Raw genomic sequence first — 16,699 nt, forward strand, 5'->3', positions numbered from 1 at the left:
TGCTTATCAGACAAAACATATCATCATGAAAAGATATCCCATATACTCACTCCTGATTACCCTGGTTTTGAGTTCAGCGGCCGCATTTGCCCAGAAATCGAAACAGCCGAATTTCATTATCATCCTAGCCGACGATCTGGGTTATGGTGACCTGGGCGTGTACGGTCACCCGACGATCCGTACACCGAACCTGGACAAAATGGCACTGGAAGGTACGCGGTTCACGCAGTTTTATGTAGCGGCCAATGTCTGCTCACCCAGCAGGGCTGCATTGCTTACGGGCCGGCTGCCTGTCCGAAACGGCGTGTTCGGGACGAGTGCGGCCAACAAGGTTTTTTTTACCAATTCCACCAGCGGCTTACCCCTGCACGAGACAACGCTGGCCAAAACATTGAAAGGGAAAGGTTACCAGACTGCAATCGTTGGAAAATGGCATTTGGGCTCGCTGCCTGAGTTTTTGCCGACCAACTATGGCTTTGATTCGTACTTCGGCATTCCGTATTCCAATGATATGGGCAAAGAGTCTTTCCGTACCGATGCGAATGGAAAACCGATTGTTGCTGACAATCCTGCATTGCCTTTGTACCGCGACACCAAAGTAGTGGAAACCGAGCCAAACCAGGACCTGCTGACAAAAAGGTTTACCAGCGAAGTGACCAATTTAATTACCAAAAACCGCAGCAAACCCTTTTTCATCTATTACGCCAGTCCGTTCCCTCACGTTCCGCTGCACGCTTCGCCTGATTTTGCAGGAAAGAGCAAGCGCGGGCCTTATGGCGATGTGGTAGAAGAACTGGATTGGAGCGTCGGGCAGATTTTGAACAAACTGAAAGAACTCAAACTGGACCAGAATACATTCGTCGTCTTCCTCAGCGACAATGGTCCCTGGCTGATGAAAAGTCTGATCGATGAAAACGGCGGCTCATCGGGGCTGCTTTATGAAGCGAAAGGGTCTACCTACGAGGGCGGAATGCGCGTGCCCGCCATTGCCTGGATGCCAGGAACTGTAAAAAGCCAGGTTTCGTCTACCGTAACCACTTCAATGGACCTCTATCCGACGATATTGAAGTGGGCCGGCGCAGAGGCACCTGCAAATACGCAGCTCGATGGCGGTAACATCGCCGATATCCTGACAGGCAAGTCCGGGAAAGGTGCAGAAATCGTTTATTACTATGAGAATAACGATCTGTACGCCATCAGGAAAGGACCTTATAAGCTGCATTTTAAGACAAATGCGTCTTACTCTCAAAAGCCCGCAGCAGTGCACAATCCGCCTCTTTTGTACAACCTGGAACACGATCCATCCGAAAAATTCGAGATCGGCAGTAAGTACCCGCAAGTGATTGAAGAACTGTCTGCGGCAGCGAAACAACATCTTGCTACAGTGGTACCGGTAGATGCGGAGCTGGACAAACGGGCCGCTAAAAAGTAACCTCAGCTGATTGCAGGCGCCAGTCTGGAGCTACTCGCTTTTCAGTATCTCAGCCGGGTTGCTCCGGGCTGCCTTGGCCGTTTGCCAGCTGATCATTAACAATGCCAGCAACATCACTGCAATGGCGCCGCTTACCAGTTCAATCATGCCGATGGGTTGATGATAAACGAATTTCGTCAGGAATATCTGATCAAAAAGCACATAGGTGACCGGCAATGCAACAGCCGCCGAAATGGCGAGCAGCAACAGGAAATTGCGGCACAGCAGGAACACCAATCCTGCCTGGCTTGCGCCTAGTACTTTGCGGATACTAATCTCTTTGAGTTTTGTTTCCGTTGTAAAAACGACCATTCCAAACAATCCCAGCGAGGCAATGCATATCGCGAGGAACGCGATAAAGCCTACGATTTTGATCATTACAGAAAACTGACTGTAAGCTTCCTGGATCTGATCGTCGTAAAAACGTGCTTCTAGGGTATGTACTTTGTCGAACTTCTTCCAGATGTTTTCCACCTTTTCAATCGTAGCTTCAAGGTCGCCGGAAGTAATTTTCAGGTTGAGATAACCACTGGGCTCGCTTGCCGAGTAGAGGAGCATCACAGGGTCGATCTTGCTTTCCATTGTTCCGTAATGGAAATCTTTCAACACGCCCACAATCGCCAGCTTCTTTCCGCCCACCGTGATCAACTCTCCCAATGCTTTTTGAGGATCTTGTCCGGCGATATTGAAGCGCTTCAATACCTGCTGGTTCACAATGACCTCGCTTTCCTTTCCCTTTTCGGGGCGCAGCTTGAAGTTGGTACCTGCCAGTAATTTATGCTGGTGCACGGGAATGTAGTTTTCGTCCACAGTATTATGCCAGACTAATGCGGAATCGCCCGGATTGTACTTCACTGTTTCTCCATAAAAGCTGCCTACGCTGGTGATCATCCTGGATGTTGATATCCCTTTTACCTCCGGCAGCTCGGCCAGCTCTTTCTTCAATGCATCGGCCTCTTCACCGCGCAGCTTGATATTCAGTACGTTTTCAGTTGAAAAGCCCAGGTCGAAGTTCAGGAAGCCTTTGTATTGTCCGTAACCAACCATTGTGGTGGCTATGAAGATCAGGGAAAGCACGTACTGTACTACAATCAGCGTTTTGCGCAATCCGATCCGCTTGAAAAGTTTAAGTCCGCCACTGTCTTTCATCACCGACAATGCGCTGATTTTGGAAAAGAACAATGCAGGTAATACGCCCGCCAGGATTCCTGTAACCGCCGCGAGCGCGATAAAGCAGAGTACTGTCACCAGCGACAGGTTCAATGTGAAAAGCTGGGCAATGTGCTTGTCGAGCGAGAGGAACTCTGTGCGCAGGAATGCATATAAACCGAATGAAAACAGCAGTGCAAGCAGCGCAATCATCACTGCCTCGGCAATGAACTGTCCCAGTACGTGGCTCCGGTGTGCACCGATAAGCTTCCGCACGCCCACCTCCCGGGCGCGGCGCAAGGACCGGGCAATGGAAAGGTTGGTATAATTGAAACAGGCAGAAAGAATGATCACGAAGGCAAGCCCGCCCAGCGCCCACAGGATCATAGGGTTTGTTTTGGGTCCAATGTTATTGGACAGGTCCTGCCCCATTGCGATATCGTGCAGCGGTTGAAGCGAAACAGTCACTTTCGCGGTTTGTAAAGCTTTGTTTTCTGCCGCGCTCAGCTTATTCAGCGCGCGCTGCATGCCAGCCGTTGAGCCGCCTTTTGGAACCGTAATATAGACGTAGTTGGACCATACACTGTTCCATGCATAAAAGTTATTGTCCTTCTTGCCGATCAGCGCGTCTGCCGAGGCGAAGGAAATGAGCGCGTCAAAACGGATATGGGATAGGTGAGGTACATCTTTGGCAATGCCGGTTACCTGGTAGTCGAGGGAATCGAAACGTACAGTGCGCCCGATCGCGTCCGTACTTCCAAAGAGCTTTTCGGCCGTTTTTGCTGTAAGTACCAGCGAGTAGGGTTCTTTGAGCGCCGTCGCCGGGTCGCCTGCGATCAATGGGAAAGTGAAGACTTTGAAAAAGGACTGATCGGCCCAGGTCGCTTCAATCGGAAAGATATTTTGCCCCACCTGCGCGTCACCCGAGAAGCCCGTGCGCATCACGGTGAAGTTCTCGATGCCCGGAACCGCATCAGGAATGCGTTGCGCCACTTTCACCGAGGTAGAAGCCAGGTTGATAGGCGACTGTCCGTCGTTTTGAAAACGGGTAATAACCCTGTAAATGCGATCTTTTTTCTCATGGAAATCATCGTAAGCCAGCTGGTCGCTCACAATGGAAATCACCAGCAGCCCTACCGACATACTCACAGCCAGGCCAATGATATTGATCATCGAAAACAATTTGTTGCGCACCAGACTGCGCCGCGACGTTTTTAAGTAGCTGCCGATCATAAAGAAATGAGACAAAAAGGTGAGTGGATCTATTTTTCGGATGGTATAAGGCCGCAGGAACTTGATCACGTCTATGATATAGATCAGGCGCGCACGCCTAGCTCCTTTGTTACGCACGTTTCGTGTGAAATACTCAAACAGATCGCCTTCCAGATCCTCAGCCAGGCCTGGCCGGCAGTACCATCTCAGGAAATCGGTCGCCCATTTGGGGGGCCGGGGGGTAGTCTCTTTCATATTGAGCCTTCGAGATTAAAGCCGGGAATGTTCCTCCAGATGTTCTCGCGCACTTCTTTGGCACGGGTGAGTGCGACCTTGCCTGCGTGGGTTACTTCATAAAACCGCTTCCGCTTTCCGCCCCGGGTTGCGCTTGCATCGCCGAGGTAACTTTTACTCAGGCTCTTTTCTTCAAGACGGTTCAATACCGCATGTACGACGCCGAGTTTGGCGGAGCGGCCGGTATATCTTTCCAGTTCGTCGCAAATGGCGACGCTGTAAGCTTCCTGGCCGAGGGCGGCGATAGTCAGCAGTACCAGTTCCTCAAATTCACCCAGATTGGTCCCTTTCATTGGATCAGCAATTAATTCATTAAATGTATGTAAAATGAAAATGTAAATTCATGTTTTGTATGTAAAATAATTTTTTGGGTTATTCAGCGCAATGAATTTACTGACGTGACAGGCAGGAGAGCCTTAAATGCAGCCTAGTGTTTACCCAGGGAAAATACTTTTTGGAAAATGCTTACCAGCAGAAAGACAATCAGTCCCGCACCGAGGCCAAGGGCAGCCTCTTTGACGATAGAAGGAAGATCAGGGAGAATGTGATGGAAGTATTTGACATTATGAACAAAAATCCCGCCTGCTACCAGTATTAATGCGATAGTACCAACAAAGCCCAGAACCTTGATCATAATAGGTAGTGCCTTCACGAGTACGTGGCCTACTTTGGACAGGAAACCTTTGTCGTCGGATTTTTTGATCAGCTTATAACCTGCATCGTCGGACCTCACGATCAATGCCACAATGCCGTAGACTCCGACCGTGGCTACTAATGCGACAGCCGAAACAGTCATAATCTGAATGGCCAGGCTTTCTTCCAGCACGCTGCCTAATGCGATGATGACGATTTCAATGGAAAGGATAAAGTCGGTAGTAACTGCCGATTTAACCTTCGCTTTTTCATTGATTGCCGCGGCTTCCGGACTTTCCTGCTCGCGTTGTTCAACAACGGATTGTTCCTTTTTGGGATGATGGAAGAAGTATTCAACGATTTTCTCTACTCCTTCGTAAGCCAGGTATAAACCACCTAAGATGAGGATATAGGTAATAGCAACCGGGAGGAATACATTTAACAGTAAAGCGATCGGCACGATGATGAGCTTGTTCAGCAGCGAACCTTTTGTAATTGCCCACAAAACCGGCAACTCGCGCTCGGACAAAAATCCTGTTGCCTTTTCTGCATTCACAGCCAGGTCGTCACCGAGAATACCCGCCGTTTTTTTGGTCGCCACTTTCGTCGCCAGCGCGACGTCGTCCATTAGAAAGGCTATATCGTCTAAAATCGCAAAAAATCCTGATGCCATATTATTTTTTAATTCCTCAAATCCTTTAACAAAAACTGATCCAGTAGCTCCAAAACCATGTTCCGGAAACTGATTTGGCACGAAGGTAATAAACCGGCTGTATACTCAAATCACCCCCATTGCCGGAATCGACTTTGTAATATGCAATAAAGAAAGAAAATGTGAACCGAGATACCCGCCCCGGTGAATCCCGCAGAATTGAAGGTGCGCATTACCAACCATTTGGGACCGCCAAGCGTCTTGCAAAGGCTAACCTGTAAACGATCTTCTATGAAACGCCGCGCCCTACTTCTGCTCGTCACATTTTCAATCTTCCTTTCATGTACAGACAAAACGGTGGATCCGTCCAGGCTGGTGAGGCCGGTAGGGCTGCGGATCGCTGTTAGTGATGGGAATTATAACCTGACGTGGGAAGAATATCGCATTATTTGCATTACCAGTCCATGTCCCGATGTTGCAAATACCGAAGCTGAGGAATATGAGATTCAGATAGCCAACAACGAGCTGGGCCCATTCAAAACTTACCGGACCGTTAAAGCGGATCAAAAATCAATCAGTATCCCCGTTGCCGCTCAGGGCGCCCAACTGGTTGCGCGCATTGTATCCAAAGCCGAAGGCGCACCTGACGTGAATTCCAATGTGATTATGGTTAGCAGCGGATCTTTATCGCAATCTGCGCTTTATCCCGCATTCGGGACTTCGGAGTATGTAGGCGGCGGGGATGTGACCGAAGACGGAAAGTGGGCGCTTTATGCCACTTTCAATCAAAATGGGGCCGGTCAGTCCGATTTTGCATTGTATCTGGCCAAGCTTGAAAATGAAAAAGAGGTGTCTGCAAAACGCATCGGCACGCAGGTAAGCGGCGGCAGGTTTTCACATGATGCGAAGCAACTGGCTTATTATTCTTCCGCAGAAAACGGGTTCGTGATTTACGATATAGCGTCGGAACAGAAGCGGGTAATCCCTGGTGTGCCGCCAGCGCAGCAATATGGATTAGCCTGGTCGCCGGACGGAAAGTGGCTGGCTTTTGCAACGCTTTCGGAGCAAATGTCACGCCTGTGGAAAGTGTCGACGGCAGGCGGAAGTGCGATTCCGCTAACACCCGAGATGCCAGCCAGTGAATTTAACGGCATCAGGCGGGCAGAGATAGACTGGTCACCCGACGGAGCCTCCATTGCCGTAGCCCGGGCCCACAGTGAAGGTGGTGGGAAAGATTACCGCGTCGCCATTTCATTCTATTCTTCCGAGGGCACCGGCGAGTCGCGCTATTTTGAAACGCAGCCCGGCTGGCTCGATACCACTCCTTCCTTCTCACCTGACGGCAAGCAGGTTGCATTCCTGAGTACAAGAACCGAGCCCATTACATTTGCGTACAGCCTGTGGGTGCGCGATGTGGCGACAGGCAAGGTAAGGCAGGTCGGCTTGTTGCCGGGTCTTATTCCGTCACCGGATTACCAGCCGCGCTGGCAGGGGAATAACAAGCTCATATTCATGGGTAGTCAACAAGGGAAACCTGGCTATTTCAGCGTGATTGTAGCGCCCTGATATCTGCTGCAACAACCCCTAAACCATGAAGGAACTGGTGGCCTCCTGTTTCAAGCTGCCGGAAAGTAGCCCATGGAAGTTGTTGTTTGTAAATGTCGAACTGTGCCAATGGCACCTCCTCGTCATCGCGGCAATGGTAAAAGAACAATGGTACCTGCGTATCCAGCCTGGCCGCAAAATCCGGCAGCAGCTTGAACGGTTCAACCCAATCTTCGTCCCCGTCCCAGAATGGCGTTGCCAGCAGGAATATGCCGGAAATTGACTTTTCACCTGTGTTTTCGGAGAGATAGGCCAGCAGCATCGAGGCCCCCAGTGAATGGGCGGCCAGGATTACACCATCACCAATTTTTGCAATTTCCTGACCAATCTGTCTGCGCCTGCCCAGGTCCGGCGTGCCGTCATTAGGCAGGTAAGGATAATGAACCGCGGTTCCTGGGCCAAGCTTGGTAACTAGCGAATCAACCAGCTTTTGGTCTGCCTCATAATCTTCCTTTGATCCGCCGCCGTGAAAGAAAACAATTTCTCTGTTCATAATGAATGTGTTAAATCACCTTGACACCATTTATATACATCAAAATTACCTGTTATAATCTCGGGCGGAGCTGGGCAATCCGGCCAAACTCAGGGGGCGCGCGTGCCAATATTCCGGTAAGGCTGGGAGGGTAGTCGCTAGTTAACCTGAAACGTTCCTGAGCAAAATATGTAAGAGATCATGCAATTCGGCCATTTGTCGCCTTCGTCCGGGCTTCTAGGTTTGCATTCCTAACCGGATCGTATTTTAAAAAAGCCGATGAAATCTAAAATCAGTACAGTTCTGCAACTGCTTTTCGCCTCTTGCCTGTTGTTGTTCATTGCTTCGAATCACCACGCAAATGCACAGGGAAAGCAGAAGTCGCGCGGCAGGAAAACGAAATCGCTTTCAGCTGTCAGCATTGTCAACTTCAACGAAACGGGCAAACAGGTGACACGCTTTGACGTAGCAGGCGATGCTGTGGATGCGCACGATGGCGAAATCGCCTATTTTGATGGCACTTACTACCTCTACGGGACGAGCTACGATTGCGGTTTTGCTTGGCAGAACAAGTCCGCGCCGTTTTGCGGTTTCAAAGTTTACGCTTCTCCTGATCTGGTCAACTGGACTGACAGAGGCTATTTGTTTGACGCCAAAAATCCGGTTTGGCAAAGCAGGTGTAATGGAAGTACTTACGGCTGCTTTCGTCCGCACGTGATCTTCAACAAACAAACAGGTTTATATGTATTGTGGGTAAATGTGTATGACAACCGCGTCGGTTTCAGGGTATTTACAAGCACCAGCCCTGCGGGACCTTTTACCGAAGTAGACAATCCCAAGCTGGCGGTCAATAATGATGCAGAAGTAGCAGGCTTGAACAATGGAGACCACGATACTTTCGTCGACGAGGATGGAAAGGGATATGTAGCATATACCGACTGGCGGACGAAAGGTACAATCGTGATAGAAGAACTGACGCCCGATTTTCTTTCAGGTACCGGGAGGCACGTGAAGGCTGTAACGCCGGGCAAGACGGAAGCGCCGGGTTTGATGAAGCGAAACGGCATTTATTATCTGCTCTATTCGGATCCAAACTGCGGTTATTGCTCGGGTACGGGCACTTCGTACCGCACTGCCAGATCGCCACTCGGGCCGTGGTCGGAGGGTATCCGCATCAGCGACAAATCCTGCGGCGGGCAGCCTTCTTTCGTTTCGACCATTCAGTTTGATTCGGAAACAGTATACCTGTACGGCAGCGATCTCTGGAACAATGCAGCCAGGAATGAGGCACTTGCCAACTACTTCTGGGCGCCATTAAAGTTCACTGCTGACGGTGCTATCGAGCCGATCCCGTGTAATCCGGCTGAAAATATCAGGATCAGGTTAGGTGAAAAAAGCAGTCCGGCCAACCTGATAACACCTGAGACTTCATCGGGCCTGAATGGTTTTACAAGACAATGCGATATAGCAAACGGGAAGGAGCGGAGCCAGTCTTTTACCGCAACAAAAGCGGGTAAGCTGACTTCGGTCAACATCACGACATTCCGCGACGGCGCTCCTGATGCGGGACTCACATTAAACATTTACCGCGCAACAACATCCGGCATTCCGGAGGGTAAGCCGCTGTTTTCAACGGTAGCGTCAAGTGATTCCATAGGCTGGGCTGCAAAGCGGCTCCATTTCGCGCCTGATATCCATGTTGAAAAAGGCACTAAGTATGCAGTTTCATTTACTTCCGCAACAACGAAAGGATGCTATGGATTTCAGTTTAGCGATACCCTGCCTTATCCGCAAGGTGCAGCCGCAGTTAAAACCGACGGGGCTTTTGCAATTGAGAAAAATCGCAGCCTGAAATTTGAAACTTATATCAGCAGGTAAAAGCCGCGGCAAACCTCATGGCTCAGTGATTTGAGCGAAAGGTTTGCCACGGCCTTTGGGCAGATGCTTGTTACAGATTCATTCCGCCGGTCAGCTCGATACGCTGTCCATTCACCCAGCGTGCTTCATCGCTGCAAAGGAATGCCACCACGCCGCCGATATCTTCGGGAGTAGCCACGCGCCCCAGCGCAGTTGCGCCTGCAACAAATGCACGCATTTCCGGGGTGTCCTCCATGGTGCTGCCGCCAAATACCGCTCCCGGCGCAACCACATTGGCAGCAATGCCACGGCTGCCAAGTTCCAGTGCGAGGTACCTTGTATACACGTCTATCGCGCCTTTCATGATCGCATAAGCCGATACGCCCGGAAAGCTGACACGCGCTACCGCTGAGGATATATTGACGATCCGGCCGCCATCACGCAGCTGCGTCAATGCTTTTTGCGTCAGGAAATAAACCCCTTTCAAATGAACGTTCATCATTTCATCGAACTGCGCTTCCGTGGTCTCAGCGACAGGCGCTGTGAGGCTGGTCCCGGCGTTGTTGATCAGGAAGTCAAATTTGTCGGTGCCGAATGTAGTCTGCAATGCGTTTGCAACCTGTTCAAAGAAGGGTTCAAATCCGCTGGTATCAGTGGTGTCGAGAGGAAGTGCAACTGCTTTCTGACCAAGTGCCTTCACAGCGGCAACCGTTTTCTCGGCTTCGTTCTGCTTGCTGCGGTAAGTGAAGATGACGTCAATTCCTTTTCCGGCAAGACTAAGTACAATGTCTCTGCCTATTCCACGGCTTCCGCCGGTTACCAATGCTATTTTCTGAGTTGTCATGGGACTTTTGAATTGATTTTAAAACAATGCAAATGTCCCCTGTTCGTCGAAAAGCCGGTTTGTTACAACCAATCAGATTTATGTATAATTCAAACTTTTTGTCTGACTGCGGTAAGCGCCGGGAGCAATGGCGGTTTCTGTTTTGAAGAATTTGGAGAAATGGGCAAAGTCTGAAAAGCCCAGACTCTCGGCGATCTCGGCAATACTCCAGTCGGTATGCCGGAGCAGCGCCTTGGCTTCCTGCACAATCCGTCCGGCGATGAGCTCCGTGGTGGTCAATCCGGTGGTTTCTTTAAGTACTTTGTTCAAATGGTTGATATGCACCGCCAGATGGTCTGCAAACTGGCTGGCAGTCCGGAGCATTACTTTCTGCTGCGGACTTTCGAGCGGGAACTGTCTTTCCAGTAATTCCAGGAAAAGGGAAGTAGTGCGTGCCGAAGCGCTGTGGTTAGGGTGCAACATGACGGTCGACTGCAGCTTCTGTCCGAGGTGGATCAGTTCAAGCGTGTAGGCACGCAGTAGATCGTACTTATAAGCGTAGTTCGAGTTGATTTCTTCATTCATGTTATCGAAAATACGCTGTGTACGGGCGATATCGACATCGGACAAAGCATAGATAGGATGCTCGGGCGACTTGAAAATGGGCAGCTCATCGATCATCACCCCACTTTTTGCCGGATGCAGAAATTCAGCGGTAAATACGCAGAACATGCCGGTTTGTTGTCCCGCCGGTGACCAGTAGAACGGACTTTTGGGTGTTGTAAAAACCAGCGTTGGCTTCGAAATTTCAATGCTGCGATCGGGGTAGTCCGCCTGCGAGTGGCCGGTCAGAAAGCTGATCTTGTAGAATGCGCGGGACGCGCAGGATACCGTCGGCCTTTCGCGCTGTGTCGGCAGAATCTCGTCCAGATTGAACACATTGAAATGTCCGACCTCGTCCTGTATCCCCTCGGGTAGCAACGCACTCAGATCGGCCGAGTCGCCGCTCGTAAAGCGTTCGCAGAGTTCTTCGAAAATTGTCTTGTACATGAGTGTATATGTAAAAAACAAATATAACCTGCAATGGAATTTATTAGTGCGGTTTTGGTTTTAGTTTATGTAAAATAATTAACAATGCGCGAAACAACGGGCTTACTGGATCAGATCAGGCATCACAAGAAATTGTCGATTGCTGTCAATGAAAATTGCGCGATACCACTGCCGGAGGATGTTCTTGAAAAGCTGTTTAACCCACACCGGTTATCATTCTACTACCTGATGTACGTGGACCAGGGCACAGCAACCTTCAAGGCAGATCTGCAGGAAATCACATTGACAGACGGGCAATTGGTATTTGGCTTACCCAACCAGATCTTTACCAATATGCCATTCAATCCGGACGATCAGCATTATGCAGTTTCTTTTGATGAAAATACGCTGGCGCTGCTGCCGCACGCTTATTCCTTTCTTGTTAATCCTTTTGGAAGCAACACCGTTTCGTTTGACGCAGAATCGAAGATCCGCGTGAAAGGACTGTTTTCTACTTTGTTCAAATTGCTTCATTCGCCCGGCAAGCAACGGAACGCGGATATTATCCTGGCGCATATGCACGCATTGCTTACCGAGATCAACAGCGCATATCAGCAGCAGGGCTATCCCGATAGCGTGAGCAATGCAAAACTTTCAAAGTATGTTGCCTTCAAGCTCGCTGTGGAAACACACCTGACCGAGCAGCAGGATGTACACACAATTGCTGATACGCTCGCTATGACCACGAGCAACCTGTACAGTGTTGTAAAGGAGTTTTCCGGGTTTTCACCCAAAGAATGGATTACGCACAGGCTGATGCAGGAGGCACAGCGAAAGCTGCATTATTCGCCCGTTCCGGTTAAAGAACTTGCTTATGATCTGGGTTTCAATGATCCTGATTACTTCTCGCGACTTTTCAAAAAGAGCACGGGCAAGAGTGTAAGCGCCTTTTTGGAGGATTTGCGCGATTTGTCCAGCAAGTGAAATGATTCGTCCATTCGCGCTTTTGGGCTCCCCGCTACTTTTGTCCTGTTCATTAAAACAGGCAAAAAATGAAAACAGCATTAGTAACAGGAGCAAATAAAGGGATCGGGTTGGAAGTGGCCAAACAGCTCTCCCAAAATGGGTTTATAGTATATATCGGCAGCCGAAATTTGAGCAGCGGACAAATCGCAGCAGAAAAGCTCAGGGCAGAAGGATTTGAAAATGTCAGGGCTGTGCAGCTTGATGTAACGGACCGGCAATCGATCAGCGCGGCGAAGGATTTGATCGCTGCTGAAACAGGTATCCTGGATGTACTTGTTAACAATGCAGGCATTTCAGGCGGCTTTCAACAGTCTGCGCTCTCGACCGACAGCGATGTTTTTAAAACCGTTTATGAAACGAATGTATTCGGTGTGGTGAATGTAACGCAGGCGATGATGGATCTGCTGAGAAAATCGGAAGCGCCGCGCATTGTGAATGTAAGTACCAGTATGGCGTCCCTTAACCTGGCATCTGACCTCAGCAATGCCAATTATCCAACGCGGTATGTAGCGTACCAATCTTCCAAAGCTGCGCTCAATATGTACACGATCAATCTTGCGTATGAGCTTCGTGACACCGCTTTCAAAGTCAATGCAGTTTGTCCCGGCTGGACAAAAACTGACTTCACCGGTCATCAGGGCACGAGCACAGCAGAAGAAGCCGCGCAACGCATTATCAAGTTCGCGTTCATCGACGAGCAAGGACCAACCGGCCAGTTTTTCAGTGAAGAATACTTCCCGGCACCAGCCAATTGTCCATGGTAGGAGAGAGTGGGAGCTGGCTTAATGCAAAAGTGAAATAGAGCAATGAAACAAAACAGCGCCGCGGGATACCGGGGCGCTGTTTTGTTTCATTATAGTGGCGTAACCTTGTGTAGTCAGTTGATCCCATTCATTGCCGTTAGTACCAGCGGTGCATTGTCGGTTACTACAATGGTATGTTCGTGTTGTGCCATGAAACCGCCTTTGTTTCCGACCATTGTCCAGCCGTCATTCAGCGCGGTAGCGTAGGAGGATGTGGTTGAAATAAATGTTTCGATTGCGACAACCGAGTTTTTCTTGAAACGTCTGTGATCGGCTTTGTTCCTGAAATTCATCAGTTCATTGGGCTGTTCGTGCAGCCCGCGGCCAATACCGTGACCTGCCAGGTTCCTGATTACTTTAAACCCGCGTTTTCTGGCTTCCGACTCCATCAGGTAACCAATGTCCGCTATTTTGACGCCGCCCCTGATATTATGGATCGTTTTCAGCAAAATCTCTTTGGAAGCATCCACAAGCTTCTGGTGTCTGTGAATATCCTGACCAAGAACAAACGAGCCGCCATTATCCGCCCAAAAACCGTCCAGCTCGGCAGAAACGTCGATGTTAATGAGATCGCCTTCCTGCAATTTCCTTTTAGTGGAAGGTACTCCGTGGCAAAATTCATTATTGACGCTGATACAAGTCCAGCCGGGAAATTTGTAGGTTGAATGCGGCGCAGACTTTGCTCCAAACTCCGACAGCAACTTCGCTGCATACTCGTCGAGTTCTTTCGTGGTCATTCCGGGCTGCGCGTAATTAGTCATTTTCTTCAATGTTTGTGCAACCGCCTCACTCGCCTTTTGCATTCCCTGTAAATCAGATTCTTTTGTAATAGACATAAATTGTGTTTTAATGTAGCCGCCGCTGCTACGGCTATATTATTAAATTATTCACTAATTCCCCGTTCCACGGCGGCTCATTCACTCATTCATTTCTCTCCTCCGCATCGGCATCGCGTCAATCAGGCCGAAGAGCTTGCTCACTTTCACAACCTCGGTGGACCTCAGCTTTTCGCCGCCATCACGGCCAACCAGGATGAAAGTAAATGCCTCGGAGCTGTCGACCTGCCACTTTTTCCATTTGCCGGCATTTTGTGCAGAAGCCGCAATGGACTCTATTTCAATGTCCCGCTCGCGAAATCCGTCCTGAGCCGCTTCCAGTTCGTTCAACTGTGATTTCAGGAGTTGCTGGCCTGCTGCGTTATGAAACACCAAAACCTTCCTCGGCTGTTCCGCTACGTTGACCATCATGAGAAAAATTATGATTATAGTTTTCATAATGCCACCTTCAAAAAAATGCTGCCAGCGTACTGTTAACGCAGCAGGGTAATGGTCTTGCGGATAACCTGAGTCCGGCCGTCGGTGAATTCGATCATGAGTTCATAGGGGTAAATCCCTGGCTGCACCCTGGTGCCCTTGTAAAAACCGTCCCATAAAGCATAGCCACTCTCGACAGTCTGCCCGTCACGCAGGGCGATCACACTGCCCCAGCGGTTATACAGCCTGAAATACCGGATCTTCAATGCGTCTCCCGAAAATTTGAGATCCATTGATTCATTTTTACTGTCGAGGTTAGGGGAAAATGCATTTGGAATAAATACCTGCGCCAAACAATCTTCCACTATTCGGAAAGAGCGGCCTACATTGCAACCTGCGGTATCGGCGACGAATACGGTCCCACTACCTGCCGATAACCCGGTGAATAGTGTGTCACTTCTGAAATCACCTGCGTCTATCCAGTACAACAAGGGGCCGCTGCCGGTCGCGTAGATTGAAATAGATCCGTCGCTTCCATTGCAGCTAGGATTTCGTTCGGTTACATGGTGGATCACGGGAGCAGGAGCTGTGCTGACTGTGATCAGTTTACTGGCAACGCATCCGCCCTGATTTTTAGCATAAGCAGTATAGGTGCCTGGTTCAACTTCACCGAAAAATGGCGAGCTTACATAAGTAAGTCCGTCAAGTGAGTAGCTGAGTAATCCCGTAGCCGAGGCGGTGATCGTAACGGAGCCAAATTTCGCACCGCAGTTTCCGTTCTGCACTTCCACATTCTGCAATGTTACTCCTCTCTCCGCTGCATCAGGTACTCTTATCATCGAACTGACTTCGCAACCTACTAAATCTCTTGCTCTCACGAGGTACTCGCCGCCAGGCAGGTCGGGAAAATAGCCTGTTCCCTGGAATGGACCATCGTCCAATGCATAAGAAAATTGGTCATAACCGCCCTGGGCAACTGCGCTGATACCATTTGAACCGGCTTCGCACGGATTCAAGGTATGTAACTGTAAAAAGCTGGGCATAAAGCGCTTTCCCACCGTCGCTTCCCGGGTATCTGTACAACCGGCAGATGTCCGGGCCGTTATTTTGTATGTTTTAGGATAAAGCCCCTGGAAAACCGGCGATGTCTGAAATGCACCATTATCGATGCTGTAAGTAACAGGTTCAGCGCCTGTGGCTGCTACCGTGATAGTCCCGTTGTCTTTCCCACAATTGGCATCTGTCAGCCCGATATCCGTAATCCTGGCCTCATTAACCTTGATAATCACAGGTACTACAGGCGTTTCTGTGTCGTGAAAGGTTTGGGAGAGAAAAAAGGTATCAGTTTCGGTGATCGGTGTCTGGTAAATGTTGCCCCGATAAAGCAATTTTGATTTTTTGGGATCCGCGTACCAGCGTACATCTTTGCCGGTAACTTCGAGCCTGGCAACTTCTCCTTTACAAAATGTATCAGGTGATTTCAGCCGCAGTCTGTAAAGTTCCAGTGTGAGCTTCATGCCCGCACAGTCAAACTCCCGCAAGCCCGTTATCTTTTCTTCCTGCGGATCATAGGTGAAAGAATATTTACTGTAACAAAACAGGGCAGGGTCGGCCACATTTATTTCTTTGATGACGTTGAAATGCATTTCGCCTGCATTCCCGCTGGCAGTTCCATTGCTGATGTCCCACCTGGCAAAGTAGTTCGTCTGACTGGTTACCTGCTGTAAAAAGTCGCCGGTAAGCTTGGCGCCGTTTTGGGTAATCTGCATGGCACCAGGCCAGTAGGAAACCGTCGCTGGTCTCGGCCCATAGTCCATTCCCTGCCAGAAACCCGACAAATCCTGTCCGGCCAGGGGGAGCAAATGGAGCCCGGTAAATAGTACCAGGATCAGGCACTGTACAAATTTTTTCATATTAAAACGAACGTGAGCCTACGAACGAGCGGGAGGTTTTGCGTAAAAGATCGGGTAAATCTCTATCTAATATAAATGTCGCAAACATTCCGTAACTATATTTGCTTCGCAAACGATGCGTACCACTCTGCTATACATATGGCTAATCGCAACCATCCTGCCGACATTCAGTCAGTGGGGTACCATCGCATATTACCAGATCAACAAAGAGTACATTACACGTGTGCTTTGCGAAAACCGAGACAAACCGCAGCTCCATTGCGACGGGCATTGTTTCCTGGCTAAAAAGCTGAAAGCCCAGGAGGCGAAGAAAGACCAGCAAACCAGCGAACGCGTTCAGAATCTTCCTTCACTGCATCTTTTTGCATCTCCACTGGCCTCATTCGAGTTTTTGCCGCGTATTTTCATTCCCAATCAGCAGCACACCTTTCCTTATCATCTGGCCGCTTACCAAGCTCCGCTTACAGTTGTAGTTCCGCCACCCTGCGCTTAGGTCGCACTTCTTGT

The 16,699-nt window shown here is 49.6% G+C and carries 15 protein-coding genes; 6 read left to right on the forward strand and 9 right to left on the reverse strand.

Annotated features, from left to right (window positions below; all coding sequences use genetic code 11):
* Positions 1 to 25: 25 nt before the first annotated feature.
* A complete protein-coding gene (locus tag ASG33_RS15370) occupies positions 26 to 1,432 on the forward strand; it encodes a sulfatase (RefSeq protein ID WP_056287117.1) in 1,407 nt (468 codons plus the stop codon).
* 30 nt (positions 1,433 to 1,462) lie between these two features.
* Here ASG33_RS15370 and ASG33_RS15375 read toward each other — a convergent pair whose 3' ends face one another.
* The 3 genes from ASG33_RS15375 to ASG33_RS15385 form a co-directional block, all read right to left on the reverse strand.
* Entirely contained in the window at positions 1,463 to 4,087 is a 2,625-nt protein-coding gene (locus tag ASG33_RS15375; RefSeq protein ID WP_082489247.1) for an ABC transporter permease, read from the reverse strand.
* Positions 4,084 to 4,419, reverse strand: coding sequence for a PadR family transcriptional regulator (locus tag ASG33_RS15380; RefSeq protein WP_056287118.1), 336 nt, complete (start codon positions 4,417 to 4,419; stop codon positions 4,084 to 4,086). Before ASG33_RS15380 ends, ASG33_RS15375 begins: the two co-directional genes overlap by 4 nt.
* A gap of 134 nt (positions 4,420 to 4,553) precedes the next feature.
* Entirely contained in the window at positions 4,554 to 5,432 is an 879-nt protein-coding gene (locus ASG33_RS15385; protein ID WP_056288509.1) for a DUF808 domain-containing protein, read from the reverse strand.
* A 270-nt stretch (positions 5,433 to 5,702) separates the two neighbouring features.
* On the opposite strand from ASG33_RS15385, the gene ASG33_RS15390 reads away from it, so the two are divergent.
* Positions 5,703 to 6,977 carry a PD40 domain-containing protein gene (locus tag ASG33_RS15390; RefSeq protein WP_082489248.1) on the forward strand — a complete coding sequence of 425 codons (1,275 nt, stop codon included), beginning with the start codon at positions 5,703 to 5,705 and terminating at the stop codon, positions 6,975 to 6,977.
* Here the strand turns inward: ASG33_RS15390 and ASG33_RS15395 are convergent.
* Positions 6,955 to 7,509 carry an alpha/beta fold hydrolase gene (locus ASG33_RS15395; protein ID WP_056287124.1) on the reverse strand — a complete coding sequence of 185 codons (555 nt, stop codon included), beginning with the start codon at positions 7,507 to 7,509 and terminating at the stop codon, positions 6,955 to 6,957. The two genes, ASG33_RS15390 and ASG33_RS15395, sit on opposite strands and share 23 nt — an antisense overlap.
* A gap of 258 nt (positions 7,510 to 7,767) precedes the next feature.
* Here ASG33_RS15395 and ASG33_RS15400 point away from each other — a divergent pair, with 258 nt between their 5' ends.
* Positions 7,768 to 9,366, forward strand: a complete 1,599-nt coding sequence (locus ASG33_RS15400; protein ID WP_056287126.1) for a family 43 glycosylhydrolase — start codon at positions 7,768 to 7,770, stop codon at positions 9,364 to 9,366.
* 70 nt (positions 9,367 to 9,436) lie between these two features.
* On the opposite strand, the gene ASG33_RS15405 is transcribed toward ASG33_RS15400, so the two are convergent.
* Together ASG33_RS15405 and ASG33_RS15410 are read right to left on the reverse strand one after the other, a co-directional pair.
* Entirely contained in the window at positions 9,437 to 10,189 is a 753-nt protein-coding gene (locus tag ASG33_RS15405) for an SDR family NAD(P)-dependent oxidoreductase (RefSeq protein ID WP_056287129.1), read from the reverse strand.
* A gap of 78 nt (positions 10,190 to 10,267) precedes the next feature.
* Positions 10,268 to 11,218 carry an AraC family transcriptional regulator gene (locus ASG33_RS15410; protein WP_056287131.1) on the reverse strand — a complete coding sequence of 317 codons (951 nt, stop codon included), beginning with the start codon at positions 11,216 to 11,218 and terminating at the stop codon, positions 10,268 to 10,270.
* Positions 11,219 to 11,302: 84 nt separating this feature from the next.
* On the opposite strand from ASG33_RS15410, the gene ASG33_RS15415 reads away from it, so the two are divergent.
* Positions 11,303 to 12,181 (forward strand): AraC family transcriptional regulator, encoded by an 879-nt coding sequence (locus ASG33_RS15415; RefSeq protein ID WP_056287135.1) that lies wholly within the window; start codon positions 11,303 to 11,305, stop codon positions 12,179 to 12,181.
* 68 nt (positions 12,182 to 12,249) lie between these two features.
* Positions 12,250 to 12,987, forward strand: a complete 738-nt coding sequence (locus ASG33_RS15420; protein ID WP_056287138.1) for an SDR family oxidoreductase — start codon at positions 12,250 to 12,252, stop codon at positions 12,985 to 12,987.
* A 113-nt stretch (positions 12,988 to 13,100) separates the two neighbouring features.
* Here ASG33_RS15420 and map read toward each other — a convergent pair whose 3' ends face one another.
* The 3 genes from map to ASG33_RS15435 all read right to left on the reverse strand — a co-directional run bounded on the left by map (position 13,101) and on the right by ASG33_RS15435 (position 16,192).
* Entirely contained in the window at positions 13,101 to 13,862 is a 762-nt protein-coding gene (gene map, locus ASG33_RS15425; RefSeq protein ID WP_056287141.1) for a type I methionyl aminopeptidase, read from the reverse strand.
* Positions 13,863 to 13,943: 81 nt separating this feature from the next.
* A complete protein-coding gene (locus ASG33_RS15430; protein WP_056287144.1) occupies positions 13,944 to 14,300 on the reverse strand; it encodes a DUF4174 domain-containing protein in 357 nt (118 codons plus the stop codon).
* 35 nt (positions 14,301 to 14,335) lie between these two features.
* Positions 14,336 to 16,192: a gliding motility-associated C-terminal domain-containing protein gene (locus tag ASG33_RS15435; RefSeq protein ID WP_056287148.1), complete on the reverse strand. Its 1,857-nt coding sequence runs from the start codon at positions 16,190 to 16,192 to the stop codon at positions 14,336 to 14,338.
* Between the two features lie 115 nt (positions 16,193 to 16,307).
* On the opposite strand from ASG33_RS15435, the gene ASG33_RS15440 reads away from it, so the two are divergent.
* The gene (locus ASG33_RS15440) at positions 16,308 to 16,685 is read left to right on the forward strand and encodes a hypothetical protein (protein ID WP_056287150.1); all 378 of its coding nucleotides are present in this window, start codon (positions 16,308 to 16,310) and stop codon (positions 16,683 to 16,685) included.
* The last annotated feature ends 14 nt before the right edge of the window (positions 16,686 to 16,699 follow it).

The organism is Dyadobacter sp. Leaf189 (genome assembly GCF_001424405.1).
Taxonomy (GTDB): domain Bacteria; phylum Bacteroidota; class Bacteroidia; order Cytophagales; family Spirosomataceae; genus Dyadobacter.

Bases quoted from the DNA above. Each gene is read 5' to 3' on its own strand.
- ASG33_RS15415 (WP_056287135.1), top strand. From the start codon at position 11,303: ATGCGCGAAACAACGGGCTTACTGGATCAGATCAGGCATCACAAGAAA.
- ASG33_RS15375 (WP_082489247.1), bottom strand. From the start codon at position 4,087: ATGAAAGAGACTACCCCCCGGCCCCCCAAATGGGCGACCGATTTCCTG.
- ASG33_RS15405 (WP_056287129.1), bottom strand. From the start codon at position 10,189: ATGACAACTCAGAAAATAGCATTGGTAACCGGCGGAAGCCGTGGAATA.
- ASG33_RS15370 (WP_056287117.1), top strand. From the start codon at position 26: ATGAAAAGATATCCCATATACTCACTCCTGATTACCCTGGTTTTGAGT.
- ASG33_RS15435 (WP_056287148.1), bottom strand. From the start codon at position 16,192: ATGAAAAAATTTGTACAGTGCCTGATCCTGGTACTATTTACCGGGCTC.
- ASG33_RS15395 (WP_056287124.1), bottom strand. From the start codon at position 7,509: ATGAACAGAGAAATTGTTTTCTTTCACGGCGGCGGATCAAAGGAAGAT.
- ASG33_RS15380 (WP_056287118.1), bottom strand. From the start codon at position 4,419: ATGAAAGGGACCAATCTGGGTGAATTTGAGGAACTGGTACTGCTGACT.
- ASG33_RS15430 (WP_056287144.1), bottom strand. From the start codon at position 14,300: ATGAAAACTATAATCATAATTTTTCTCATGATGGTCAACGTAGCGGAA.
- ASG33_RS15410 (WP_056287131.1), bottom strand. From the start codon at position 11,218: ATGTACAAGACAATTTTCGAAGAACTCTGCGAACGCTTTACGAGCGGC.
- map (WP_056287141.1), bottom strand. From the start codon at position 13,862: ATGTCTATTACAAAAGAATCTGATTTACAGGGAATGCAAAAGGCGAGT.
- ASG33_RS15390 (WP_082489248.1), top strand. From the start codon at position 5,703: ATGAAACGCCGCGCCCTACTTCTGCTCGTCACATTTTCAATCTTCCTT.
- ASG33_RS15440 (WP_056287150.1), top strand. From the start codon at position 16,308: ATGCGTACCACTCTGCTATACATATGGCTAATCGCAACCATCCTGCCG.
- ASG33_RS15400 (WP_056287126.1), top strand. From the start codon at position 7,768: ATGAAATCTAAAATCAGTACAGTTCTGCAACTGCTTTTCGCCTCTTGC.
- ASG33_RS15420 (WP_056287138.1), top strand. From the start codon at position 12,250: ATGAAAACAGCATTAGTAACAGGAGCAAATAAAGGGATCGGGTTGGAA.
- ASG33_RS15385 (WP_056288509.1), bottom strand. From the start codon at position 5,432: ATGGCATCAGGATTTTTTGCGATTTTAGACGATATAGCCTTTCTAATG.